We start from the raw sequence: 12,954 nt of genomic DNA, 5'->3' as shown, positions 1-12,954 counted from the left end.
GATCTATTAATATATTACTAGCTAATTAATAATGAGAGGATTGAATTTTCTTGATTGAATTTTTTTTAAATAAGTTTATCAATTAACTCATTATAATACTTAGTTTATATCTTATGAACTTACTATAGATTTAAGAAAAAGGCTGTCTTTTCTATTCTTAAAAAAACATTTCAATTATATTTTTACCTAAAATTTAAAAACCATGAAAAAATATTTATTTAATGTATGTGTTGGAATTTCTATAATTACTTCTGCTCAAAATTTACAAATTATCCCTTTAGGAGTATATGGAGGGAGTAATGAAAGTAACCTTTCATCTTATCTAATAGCAGAAGAAAATACAACTGACTATTTAGCCTTGGATGCCGGTACCATTTACAGTGGAATTAACAAGGCAATTGAAAAAGGAACATTTACAAATAAAACAATTGAAAAGGTTTTAAAAGATAACATAAAAGGATATTTTATATCTCATGGTCATTTAGACCATTTATCCGGAATGTTGATTAATTCGCCGGAAGATTCTTCTAAACCTATTTATGCAATAAAGGAAACCATAGATGTTTTAAAAAATAAGTATTTTACCAATGCAGCATGGATTAATTTTGCTAATGAAGGAGAAAGTCCCATACTCAATAAATATCAATATATTTATGCAGAAATAGGAAAATCTTTTCCAATTTTCAACACAAATTTAACAGGAACGGTTTATGAATTAAGCCATGTAAATCCCTTGAAAAGTTCGGCAATTTTAGTTGAAAATGACAAGCATGCTGTTTTATATTTTGGAGATACCGGAGCTGATAGAGTTGAGAAATCCAATAATCTAAACAAAATATGGAATGAAATTGCACCTAAAATAAAATCAGGAAAATTAAAAACTATGATGCTTGAAGTTTCTTTTCCTAATTCGCAGTCAGAAAAATTATTATTCGGTCATTTAACTCCCTATTTAATTAACGAAGAAATAGAGAAATTAGCCCAATTAGTTGGTAAAAAAAATTTAAAAAATCTCACGATCATTGTTACACATATCAAACCTAAAGAAGATCATGAACAAAAAATTAAAAATGAATTAGTAAATAACAATCCCTATTCTATCAATTATATATTTCCAAAACAAGGAGAACGTATCATTTTAAAATAGAAAAAAATATCGGTTATGTAGATAAAATACGTTAATTTATTCTCTTTCCAACAAAAAAATTATCTTAATTTCAAAATATTCAAGAAAAAAAATTTTTATTTTTAAAGAGTATTTCTAAAATGAATTAGTATAAGATGAATTGATTTAAAAAAATAATTTTATTACTACTGTATTTATCAACATTTATTTTTAATCTAAACTTATTTTTCTTTTTTATTAAAAAAAAGTTTATTAAATAAATTAAAACTGATAAAAAAATTTATTATAAGAACAGAAAGCATAAGTTAACTTTAAATTAAAGGTATTTTGCATTAATTTTACATAAAATAATTAAATAAACAAAAATGTGTGGATTTGTAGGTATTTTCGATTTAAAAGAAGTTAGTGAAACATTGAGACCTCAAGCTTTAAAAATGGCAAAAAAAATTCGTCATAGAGGTCCGGACTGGTCCGGGATCCATTGCGATAAAAATGCAATCCTTGCTCATGAAAGATTATCCATCGTGGACATTGCTTCCGGTGGACAACCCTTATATAGCAGCGATAAAAAATTAATATTAGCTGTAAACGGTGAAATTTACAATCATAAAGAAATTAGAAAAAAATTTGAAGGGAAATACGATTTTCAAACGTTATCTGACTGTGAGGTAATATTAGCTTTATATAAAGAAAAAGGCGTAAAATTATTTGAAGATATTACAGGTATCTATGCTTTTGTATTATATGATCAAGAAAAAGATGCATATTTAGTAGGCAGAGATCATATGGGAATCATTCCTTTGTATATGGGGTATGATGAGAAGGGACAATTTTATGTAGCCAGTGAGCTCAAATCATTAGAAGGAGTTTGTCCGGATATCAAAGAATTCGAACCCGGAAAATACCTATATAGTCCGGATGGAGAGATAAAAACTTGGTATCATAGAGATTGGATGCACTTTGACTCTGTTAAAGATAATACTTCAGATATTCAAAAATTGAGAAAAGGGCTAGAAGATTCTGTTCACAGACAACTGATGTCTGACGTCCCTTACGGTGTTCTTCTATCCGGAGGTTTGGATTCATCTATTATTTCCGCAATAGCTAAAAAATATGCGAGTAAAAGAGTTGAGGATAACAATAATTCTGATGCTTGGTGGCCTCAGCTACACTCCTTTGCTGTGGGATTAAAAAATGCTCCGGATTTGTTGGCAGCCAGAAAAGTTGCCGACCATATCGGTACTGTACATCATGAAATACATTTCACTATTGAAGAAGCATTAGATGCAATTAGTGATGTAATTTACCATATTGAAACCTATGATGTAACAACAGTACGGGCATCTACTCCTATGTATCTTTTAGCAAGATATATAAAGTCTATGGGAGTAAAAATGGTCCTATCCGGTGAAGGATCCGATGAGCTTTTCGGGGGATATTTATATTTCCATAAAGCACCAGATGCTCAAGCATTTCATGAAGAAACCGTGAGAAAATTAGATAAACTTCACCTTTATGATTGCCTTCGTGCCAATAAATCACTCATGGCATGGGGTGTTGAAGGGCGTGTACCTTTTTTAGATAGGGAATTTATGGACATAGCAATGACCTTAAACCCTAAAGATAAAATGTGTGGTAACGGAAAAATCGAAAAACATATTTTAAGGAAAGCTTTTGAAGATTATTTACCCGAAGAAGTAGCGTGGAGGCAAAAAGAACAATTTTCGGATGGAGTCGGTTATTCCTGGATTGATACTTTAAAAGAAATCGCCGATAAAAAAATATCTGATAAACAAATGGAAAGGGCTTCCGAACGTTTTCCCATAAACCCTCCGATGTCTAAAGAAGAATATTGGTTTAGAAGTATATTTGAAGAACATTTTCCATCTCAGGCTGCCGCACAAACGGTTCCTTCCGTACCCTCAGTTGCATGTAGTTCTGCAGTGGCTTTAGAATGGGATGAAGCATTTAAAAATAATCCTGACCCTTCAGGAAGAGCCGTAAAAACGGTCCATACTGACGCAATTTAGTTTTAGATTTATTTTTCATGGCTTTTATTACTCATAATAAAAGCCATATTATTCTACCACTATTCCATTGGGAAATAGTTTATTCTTTTTCAGATAATCGAATAATCTTGGGAAAAATATTCGTAATAAAAGTTTTATCTTTAATTTTCTATTTTCTCTTACAGATTGTACTACATAATCACTTATAGTTTCTTGATTAAATACAGAAGCAGGGATTTTACTTTTCAGAATTTTTATGGCTTCATTATGTTTGTTTGCTTTGGTTTGACTTAAGGATTTTCCATCATAGATTCTTCTATATTTAAACAAGGGCTTATTAAAATAGAAAAATTTATAGTCGACTACTGCAGATCTGGACCAAAAATCCCAATCTTCCGCATAGGACAAATTTATATCATAACCTCCATTATCTTCCCATACACATTTTTTATAAATACTTGAACTGGGCAAAAAACATCCGCTATGAATTAAGCGTAAACGGTTATAGTTACTTGATTTATTATATCTGTTCTCACTGCCAAAAACCCAATAATCTCCATATAATATATCGATAGATTTATCATTCATCATTATTTGTAGCGCTAAATCATAATAATTCCCATTCATTATATCATCAGAATCGAAAGGTAAAATATATTGACCTTTGGCATGAAAAATTCCCCTATTTCTAGCCTTTGCCGCTCCTCCGTTTTCTTGATTTATAATGGTATATTCATTCTTGTATTGATCTAATATATTTAAAGTTGTCTGATCTGTTGATCCGTCATTAACTAATATGACCTCATAAGGGTATGAAAAATTAACTTCTTTAATACTTTTAATAGTTTCATTTAAATAAACACCTGAATTAAATACCGGTACAACTATAGATAAAATAGTATTTTCTTTCATGGTACAAAAATAAGTTTTTACAAGATTGAATCTTATATCTTTTAATGAAAAATGAAATAAATAAACAATAGAAAAGTTTTAATAGAATATATACCATTAAAACTGTATAATTATTGGTAATATTACTTGGTTATTAATTGTTTATGGATATCCGGCCAATAATAGTGAGCAGTACTAAGCCAAAACCTTATTTAACTGATAAAAAATTTTACCTAAAACATAGGTTCTCAGTTGTAGACACTGCTTATCCTTACTTTGAATTACTAGAATTAAAATTAACCAAGAGCGGTAATAGTCCGAAGTTTACAGAAAATTCAAAAAATGGAAAAACTGATAATAATAATGGTTTTACTTTTACATTTTCCAATCAATGTCCTTTTATGGAAGAGTACATTTATCGTATTTTAATAGTTTGTAATGAATATAATATTCCTTCAACAGTCATTAAATTGGATAGTTAGCAAAATACTCAAAAAAAAGGATCCGCTTGGGGAACTTTAGGTATATATTATAAAGGAGATTTTTTAACACATGAGCTAATGAATGAGAAAAAATTTACATCCTTATTAAAAACTTTAAATCTTATTTAATATCTATAAATTTCAATTAAGATAAAGTTTTTGAAATAATAGCATCTGTAAATCCTATTTTTTTATAGATTTCCAATAATTTTTTGGCAGAGTCGTAATTACTTACTTTTCCGCTGGTATATATATAGCCATTGTTATCATTTTTTTGTCTTACCACATTGTTTAATCCTTTAAAAATAGAATCTCTTTCCCTATATTTTTTTGGTGATATAAATAGTTCTATGGTAAAGTACTGATTATTTATAACCTCTTTCTCATTAAATTCAACTATAGATGCATCTGTAAATCCTGCTTCTTTAGCTATTTTTAATGTTGCTTCACTTTCAGACCTTAAATTCGTGCTTCCTGCGTAGTATACATACTTACCATTAATTTTAACTATCTCAACATTTTTCATACCTCTAAGTTGTGCGGAATTAGGATTGTATCTATTAAAAGATGCTAAAAATTGTACTTTTAATACCATATTATTATCAACCGGTTTTTCAACAATTTGTTGATTTTCTTCCTCTGCCTTTTTCTCTGATTTTTTATCATATTCTTTTTTATAGCTTAAAAAGGCCTCATATATATTTTTAGCTATAGCATTCTGTCCTTCTTCAGATGCCAGGTATTGACCTTCTTGCGGATTGGATATAAAACCGGTTTCAATTAAAACGGAAGGCATGGCTGTTTGAACTAAAACTAAAAAACCGGCTTGTTTTACTCCCCTGGAAAATCTATTTTCTTTTTTAAAATTGTTTTCCACATAGCTGGCTATTTTTAAACTATTTTCTAAATATATATTTTGCATTAAAGTGAGTCCTATAACAGATTCAGGTGATGAAGGATTAAAACCTTCATAAGTGGTTTGATAATCTTTTTCCATGTATATAACTTCATTTTCTCTCTTAGCTACATCGAAATTATCTCTATTTCGATGGGCTCCTAACACAAAGGTTTCCGTGCCGTATGGGGCACTTTTAGGACTTGAATTACAATGTATGGAAATAAATAAGTTGGCTTTTCCTTTATTAGCAATATCGGCACGTGTCATTAATGGAATAAACTCATCCGTCTTTCTGGTATAAATAACTTCTACATCTTTATTGTTCTTTTCAATCATCGATCCTATTTTTAAAACCAATGAAAGATTCACATCTTTTTCATTTGCGAAAGCTCCTCTGGCTCCATTGTCATGACCACCATGTCCGGCATCCAAAACTAAGGTAAAATCTTTTTTTTGGGAGTATAAAGAGCTGGCTAAAAAAATTAAAGTTATCAGTAGTATATTTTTTAAGTAAAATATGGTTAAAACTCTCATTAATTCTTTTTTTTGATTAATTTTGACAGCAAAATTTTTTCTGAATTTATATGCTTTGATCAATTCAAGTTTCAAATATAATATACTTTATTTATTTTTTCTAATTTTTAACATTCTCTTAGCACAGGAAAAAAGAGTTAAAACCCTTTCTGACACTGTAAAAATTTCTTCTGACACTTTATCAGTCAGTAAAGAAAAACTTGAAAATATTGTTGATACCAAGGGGGACGAAATTCGCAATATTTTCTCAAAAAAATTAACTTATCTTATACATAATGCACAAGTCAGCTACCAGGATATGACAATTAAGGCGGATTATATTGTTATGGATTGGAACACAGGTGATATTTTAGCCCGAGGGAAAGTTGATAGTCTTGGACAAATCATCGATAATATAAGGTTTATTCAGGGAGGAAAAGAATACGAATATACAGAAGCCCAATTTAATATGAACACCAAACAAGGTATGGCTTTTAATATTCGAACTGAAGAGGATGAAATGGCAATTATTGCAAAAAAGGCTAAAAGGATGAATGATCAAGAATATTACATGAGGAATGGATTTATGACAACAGATGAATATTTCAAAGCGAAAAAGGATTCTGTTCCTGATTATGCTTTATCGACCGGTAAAATGAAAGTGATCACCGGAAACAATCAAAAAACTATTATTGCCGGACCTACCACTATGTATATTGAACAAGTTCCAACTCCCTTTATATTACCGTTTTTATATTTACCTTCTACCGGAAGCAATAGACAGGCCGGTATTTTAATTGGAACTTTTGGAGAACGTCAAGCTAAAGGTTTTTACTTGGAAAGATGGGGTATATATGTTCCTATTGGAGAATATTTGGATTGGGAAAGTCGTTTTGGATTTTATACTAAAGGCAGTTGGATGATCGATAACCGTATAAGATATTTGAATCGATATAAATATTCAGGAAATTTAAACCTCATTTATGAAAAAAATATAAACAGCACAAAAGGATTGGATGATTATTCTGAGATTGAAAACTACCGAATTACTTGGTCTCATTTACAAGATGCCAAAGCCAATCCGAATTTATCATTTAATGCCACAGTGAATTTTATGAGTCAGAATTACTACAACAACAGCATATATAATCAAAATGCTTTACACGGTAATGTGAATAATAATCAGACATCTTCATCGATTTCGTTGGTTAAAAGATTTAATAATAATCCTTTAACAATTTCACTTAATACTTCAGCTTCACAAAATATTTCAACCGGGGATGTGACTATGGTGCTTCCCAATTTAACGGTAACGATGCCTCAAATATATCCATTCAAACCTAAATCTGGACCTAAGAAAACTATTTGGCATAATATCTATATGGATTATAAGATGAATCTTCAAAATTCTTTAAACACGTCCACAGATGATATGTTTACCTCTAAAATGTTTAAAAATTCAAAGAACGGAATGAAAAATTCTACGAGCTTTGGAACTACTTCTACCCTATTTAATTATTTTCAGTTAGGAATCAACGGTAATTATCGGGAAATCTGGACCACAAAGAGCATTAGAAAAGATTATAATTCTATTACAGATAAAGTAGAGACTAATAATAAAGATGGATTTAAAACTTTCCGAACTTTTGACGGATCTCTTAATTTAACAACTACTTTGTATGGTATTGCCAATTTCAAAAAAGGGAGTATGATTCAGGCAATACGTCATATGATCTCTCCTACCATCAGCTATAGTTTTATGCCCGACTTCTCAAAAGATTCTTGGGGATATTATGGAACGTACACGGATAAAGATGGTAAAAAAATAAAATATTCTTATTTTGAAGGAAATATCATGGGAAATCCTTCCAATTATGAAAACAGTGCCATAAACCTATCATTGGCAAATAATCTTGAAATGAAGGTCAGAAATAAAAAAGAAGTAAGCGGCTTTAAGAAAATAAAAATATTCGAATCTCTAAATATCAATACTTCTTATAATTTTGCAGCAGATTCTTTAAAATGGAGCCCAATTAATGCTTCGGGATCCTCTTCTTTATTTAATTCAAATTTACGTATTAATTATGCCATGAGGATAAATCCTTATAAAATAGTATTTGACACTCCCCAATCAACAGTGGGTCATGCAATTGATAAATTTGGATATTTTACCATAGCCAGTTATACTATGGGACTAAACTTTTCATTGGACGAATCTTTATTGGGTGAAAAAAAAGTAACTCAATATAAGAAACGAGGAACGGTTAGGTATGAGAAATATTATTTTGATGATGAAAATTATGCTCATTTCGATATGCCTTGGAAATTGGATGTGGGCTTAAATTACGCTTCTACAAAAGAATATAATAGAAATACCCAAGTATCGGCAACGGTAAATCTTACGGGAGAAATTTCTCCGTCTCCGTATTGGAAAATTAATGCATCAACCAATTACGATTTGGAAAGCAAAGAATTTGGATATACTCGATTAGGATTTATGAGGGATTTGAGAAGTTTTAACATTAATTTTAATTGGGTTCCCATCTCTTCAAGCTATAATAAAACTTGGAGTTTTTATATAGGTGTTAAAGCGGCTATATTAAAAGATGCAGTAAAATATGAAGCTAAAAATTTTAATGATCATGCAAGTTTTTGAAAAATTTGTATATTTAATTCATGATTAAAAAAATAATTAATACTGATAAGGCTCCGGCTGCTATTGGACCCTATTCTCAAGCGATAAAGGTTAACAACTTTTTATTTATTTCCGGACAAATACCTGTCAACCCTAAAACCGGTGAAGTTCCCGTTTCTATTGATAAACAAACTCATCAAGTAATGAAAAATATAGAAGCAATTCTTATTGAAGCTAATTTAAATTGGAATAACGTAGTTAAAACAACTATCTTTCTACAAAATTTAAATAATTTTACTATTGTCAATGAAATATATGCTTCTTATTTTTCAGATACCTATCCTGCCAGAGAATGTATACAAGTTTCTGCCTTACCTAAAAATGTTTTAATTGAAATCTCAGTTATCGCAACAGAATTATAAAACGAAATGATAAGAAATACTATTGCGGTTATATCCGGGCTTTTAGTAGCCATTACCATTATTACTCTTTCAGTTATGATAAATTCTTATTGGATACCTTATAATTATAAGGGACTACCTATAGAATACTGGAGATCTATTGTTCGTACTGCTAAAGGTGAATTTTTCATAGCCTTATTAATTTCTTCCGGTATTGGATCTTTATTAGGGGGAATAGTTTGCGCTCTATTGGTAAAAACTGCAAAAACTGCTTATGCCATGTTAATTGGATTTATACTTTTAATAACTGCTATTATTTCAGTATTTACATTTAAAGGACATCCAACCTGGTATATAATAAGCATGTTTTTTATATTTTTTCCATTTTCATGGCTGGGAGCTAAAATTGTTGAATGGTTACAAAATAAAAAAATAATTAATTCACAAAAAAGTAATTAATTACCAGAATCGTTCATTTTTAATTAAGAGTTCAACAACTTCATAGGCAGCAGGACATATAATTGTATTTTTTAAAGTTAATTTATTAATCTGATAAAATTTTTTACGATTCGTATGGGGATATTCTTTACATGCTTTAGGACGAACCTCATAGATTAGGCAATAATTGGAATTATTTAGAAATGGACAGGGTAATTGTTTAAAGACCCAATCTTGATCTTCATCTTTATACAGATATTGATTTATAAAATCAACAGGTTTCATTCGTAAATACTTGGATATTCTTTCAATGTCTTTTTCCAATAATAAAGGTCCGGTAGTTTTACAGCAATTCGCACATTCTAAGCAATCTATATTCGAGAAAACTTTATTGTGAATTTCAAGCATTTTTTCATCCAATTTTCTTGGCTTCTTATGTTTTAGCTTTTCTAAATATTTTTGATGCTCTGAAGCTTTTCTTAATGCATCATTCTTATATTTATCTATATTCATTATATTTTAAACTTTATATAATTTATCCCTAAATATTAGGTTTTACTAATGGAAAAAGGATGATACTTTTCAATAGTATCTCTAAGTTGTTTATTATCTAAATGTGTATAAATTTCTGTTGTGGTTATACTTTCATGCCCAAGCATTTGTTGGATTGAACGTAGGTCAGCACCATTTTTTAATAACACCGTCGCAAAAGAATGCCTGAACGTGTGAGGAGAAACCTTCTTTTTAATTCCTGCCAGTTCAGCCATATTTTTTATTATAATAAAAATCATTTCCCTCGTCAGCTTTCCCCCTCTTCTATTTAAAAAAAGCACATCTTCACATTTGGGTTTAGGATTTACATGTACACGAATAGAATCCCTATAAAGAGTTATAAATTTAATAGTCCAATTTGAGATAGGTACTAATCTTTGTTTATTCCCCTTTCCGGTAACTCTAATAAAATTATCGTAGAAATACAAATCAGACAAGCGTAAATTAATTAATTCTGACACTCGAAGACCACATCCATACAACGTTTCTACCATAGTGCGATTCCTCTGTCCTTCCGGTTTGGATAAATCTATGGATTGAATAATTGCCATGACTTCTTCATGGCTTAAAACATCGGGGAGATATAGACCGATTTTAGGACTTTCCAGTAATTCTGCAGGATTATCTTGTCTCTTACCTTCTACCTGTAAAAATTTAAAAAAAGATTTTAATGATGATATTAATCGTGCCTGTGACTTTGCTGAGGAAGATTTTTTTGCAAAATCATAAATAAAATCTTGAATTGAAAATCTATTTATGTTATATGGGGTAACGGAATGATCCTGTAAGGTAAATGTTTGAAGTTTTTTAATGTCTCTTACATAAGCTAATTGAGTATTTTGAGAAAGACCTTTTTCAAGTAATAAATATTCTTGAAAATTATTTATTGCTAAGTTCCATTCCATTTTATCAAAGTTATAAATTTATAAAAAATTATAATATTTCTTAATTTAATATTCTAAGGATTCCCTATCTTATGGAAAAGTTATTTTTAAATTCTTTGCATCTAAATAGCATCTATTGCGAAAAATTTACTAAATGTATATTAAAAATATACTCTATTTTTACTTAAGATATTTCATAAGTAATAATAAATTTATTTAATTTAGCTGTTGATAATTCTGTTATAAGAAAGATTGCTATTATATACATAAAATAAAACGTTAATAACCATATATCTATTATTCATTATCTGACGTGTACAGAAAAAAGTATTTCGATTATTAAACAGGAATTGGTGAGATAAAATATATTAAATAATTATTCATTTATTCCATTACTTGACAAGAATATTTAATTTGTTTAAATTCTACTTCTTTATAGAAGTAAGAATAAAACTAACTTAATAGTGTTAAATAACCGATTAATTTATAAAATTTAACTAATACAATTTATTAACCTATTTATATATATGAGCTTAAAAGATATACAATTACAGGTAGATCAATGGATTAAAGAGTTCGGTGTTAGGTATTTTAATGAATTAACCAATATGGCACAATTAACTGAAGAAGTGGGAGAAGTCGCCAGAATAATTGCCAGGAGATACGGAGAACAATCTGAAAAAGAATCAGATAAAAATAAAGATTTAGGTGAAGAATTAGCCGACGTCATTTTTGTTGTAGCCTGTTTAGCCAATCAAACCGGTATTGATTTGGAAAAGGCGTTTCAAAAAAAACTGGATGCTACCACTCAACGTGATAACAACAGACACATTAACAATAAAAAATTAAAATGAAAGAAATATCGATCAATCTTTCGGGCTCAAAAAGTATAAGTAATCGTTTATTAGTATTAAACTCTTTGTTTCATAATTCACTTCAATTACAAAACCTATCGAAATGTCAAGATACTTATATGATGGAACGAGCTCTTTCTTCTAAGGAGCAAATCATCGATATTTATCATGCCGGTACGGCTATGAGATTTCTAACCGCCTATTTTTCTATACAAGAAAACAGAAATATTATTCTTACCGGTTCTCATCGAATGAAAGAACGTCCCATAAAAATTTTAGTTGATGCATTAAATCAGTTGGGCGCACATATTTCATACGTAGAAAATGAAGGATTTCCCCCTTTGGAAATTAAAGGAAAGAAAATTAACCACAATGTAATTCATTTACCTGCAAACATAAGTAGCCAATATATTACTGCTTTGTGTTTAATAGCGGCAAAACTTGATAAAGGATTGACTATAAATTTGGAAGGTAAAATTACCTCAAAGCCTTATATTAATATGACGCTTCAAATTTTAAATAAAATTGGTATTATTACTTCTTTTTATCAAAATAAAATTTCAATAGAACCTATAAATGAAGTTAAAAAACAAGATTTCATTATTGAAAGTGATTGGTCTTCTGCTTCTTATCATTATTCTATATGTGCATTAAGCAAAGATTTAAAAATCCGAATAAAATATTTATTTAAAGATTCTTTGCAAGCCGATAGAAAAATTGCAGATATTTATCAAAAATATTTTGGAATAAATACTCTATTCCATGAAAATGTAATTACTATAAATAAAATTGAAAATTTCCAATATCCCAATTTCATTGAACTGGATATGAATGATTGTCCGGATATTGCTCAAACAGTTGCTATAACTGCTTTCGGATTACGTATACCGATAAAAATGACAGGTCTTGAAACCTTGAAAATTAAAGAAACTGATCGTTTAATTGCCCTAAAGAACGAAATTGAAAAATGTGGGGGAAATGTTGAAATTACTGATTGCTCTTTTGAGCTTAAAAGAATTAACTCTTTTCGCGAAAATCAAATAATTGAAACGTATAATGATCATCGCATGGCTATGAGCTTTGCTCCTTTACAATTATTGTTTCCCTTAACTATTAAAAATCCTAATGTTGTAGAAAAATCATATGTTGAATTTTGGAATGATCTGAAAATGTATGGAATTAAACATTAACGCTATTTTCATAGTTTAATATATTTCTTATTTTGAATACTTTAATTTAAGATATCTATTTAATATTATAAAATTAAAACA

General features: G+C 29.3%; 12 protein-coding genes and 1 pseudogene. 9 read left to right on the top strand and 4 right to left on the bottom strand.

The annotated features are described in order from the left end of the window. Positions 1–202 precede the first annotated feature (202 nt). Positions 203–1,147: an MBL fold metallo-hydrolase gene (locus ASC36_RS06375; RefSeq protein ID WP_055425662.1), complete on the top strand. Its 945-nt coding sequence runs from the start codon at positions 203–205 to the stop codon at positions 1,145–1,147. A 344-nt stretch (positions 1,148–1,491) separates the two neighbouring features. Continuing rightward, complete coding sequence (gene asnB / locus ASC36_RS06370; RefSeq protein ID WP_055425661.1) at positions 1,492–3,156, top strand: asparagine synthase B; 1,665 nt, start codon at positions 1,492–1,494, stop codon at positions 3,154–3,156. Between the two features lie 48 nt (positions 3,157–3,204). On the opposite strand, the gene ASC36_RS06365 is transcribed toward asnB, so the two are convergent. Next, complete coding sequence (locus ASC36_RS06365; RefSeq protein ID WP_055425660.1) at positions 3,205–4,047, bottom strand: glycosyltransferase; 843 nt, start codon at positions 4,045–4,047, stop codon at positions 3,205–3,207. A 143-nt stretch (positions 4,048–4,190) separates the two neighbouring features. Between ASC36_RS06365 and ASC36_RS06360 the strand changes: the two genes are divergently transcribed. Together ASC36_RS06360 and ASC36_RS11220 are read left to right on the top strand one after the other, a co-directional pair. After that, on the top strand, positions 4,191–4,508 hold the full coding sequence (locus tag ASC36_RS06360; protein WP_055425659.1) for a hypothetical protein: 318 nt from the start codon (positions 4,191–4,193) through the stop codon (positions 4,506–4,508). A gap of 21 nt (positions 4,509–4,529) precedes the next feature. Then, positions 4,530–4,637 (top strand): annotated as a pseudogene (locus ASC36_RS11220) (YoaP domain-containing protein); the annotation flags it as partial. A 16-nt stretch (positions 4,638–4,653) separates the two neighbouring features. On the opposite strand, the gene ASC36_RS06355 reads toward ASC36_RS11220, so the two are convergent. Continuing rightward, positions 4,654–5,940: an N-acetylmuramoyl-L-alanine amidase family protein gene (locus tag ASC36_RS06355; protein ID WP_073961230.1), complete on the bottom strand. Its 1,287-nt coding sequence runs from the start codon at positions 5,938–5,940 to the stop codon at positions 4,654–4,656. 22 nt (positions 5,941–5,962) lie between these two features. Between ASC36_RS06355 and ASC36_RS06350 the strand changes: the two genes are divergently transcribed. The 3 genes from ASC36_RS06350 to ASC36_RS06340 are packed head-to-tail and all read left to right on the top strand — an operon-like array spanning position 5,963 to position 9,414. Then, complete coding sequence (locus ASC36_RS06350; protein ID WP_141656215.1) at positions 5,963–8,575, top strand: putative LPS assembly protein LptD; 2,613 nt, start codon at positions 5,963–5,965, stop codon at positions 8,573–8,575. 23 nt (positions 8,576–8,598) lie between these two features. Next, positions 8,599–8,976 carry a RidA family protein gene (locus ASC36_RS06345; RefSeq protein WP_055425698.1) on the top strand — a complete coding sequence of 126 codons (378 nt, stop codon included), beginning with the start codon at positions 8,599–8,601 and terminating at the stop codon, positions 8,974–8,976. Between the two features lie 6 nt (positions 8,977–8,982). Further along, entirely contained in the window at positions 8,983–9,414 is a 432-nt protein-coding gene (locus ASC36_RS06340; RefSeq protein ID WP_055425656.1) for a hypothetical protein, read from the top strand. Here ASC36_RS06340 and ASC36_RS06335 read toward each other — a convergent pair whose 3' ends face one another. Together ASC36_RS06335 and xerD are read right to left on the bottom strand one after the other, a co-directional pair. Beyond that, positions 9,415–9,906, bottom strand: a complete 492-nt coding sequence (locus tag ASC36_RS06335; protein ID WP_055425655.1) for a YkgJ family cysteine cluster protein — start codon at positions 9,904–9,906, stop codon at positions 9,415–9,417. It lies immediately after the preceding gene. Positions 9,907–9,941: 35 nt separating this feature from the next. Beyond that, positions 9,942–10,850 carry a site-specific tyrosine recombinase XerD gene (gene xerD, locus ASC36_RS06330; protein WP_055425654.1) on the bottom strand — a complete coding sequence of 303 codons (909 nt, stop codon included), beginning with the start codon at positions 10,848–10,850 and terminating at the stop codon, positions 9,942–9,944. Positions 10,851–11,356: 506 nt separating this feature from the next. Here xerD and ASC36_RS06325 point away from each other — a divergent pair. Further along, positions 11,357–11,683 carry a nucleotide pyrophosphohydrolase gene (locus ASC36_RS06325; RefSeq protein WP_055425653.1) on the top strand — a complete coding sequence of 109 codons (327 nt, stop codon included), beginning with the start codon at positions 11,357–11,359 and terminating at the stop codon, positions 11,681–11,683. Beyond that, entirely contained in the window at positions 11,680–12,873 is a 1,194-nt protein-coding gene (locus tag ASC36_RS06320; protein WP_055425652.1) for a 3-phosphoshikimate 1-carboxyvinyltransferase, read from the top strand. Before ASC36_RS06325 ends, ASC36_RS06320 begins: the two co-directional genes overlap by 4 nt. The last annotated feature ends 81 nt before the right edge of the window (positions 12,874–12,954 follow it).

Source organism: Apibacter mensalis, assembly GCF_001418685.1.
GTDB lineage: Bacteria > Bacteroidota > Bacteroidia > Flavobacteriales > Weeksellaceae > Apibacter > Apibacter mensalis.
This window is presented reverse-complemented; position numbering and strand designations above follow the sequence as displayed.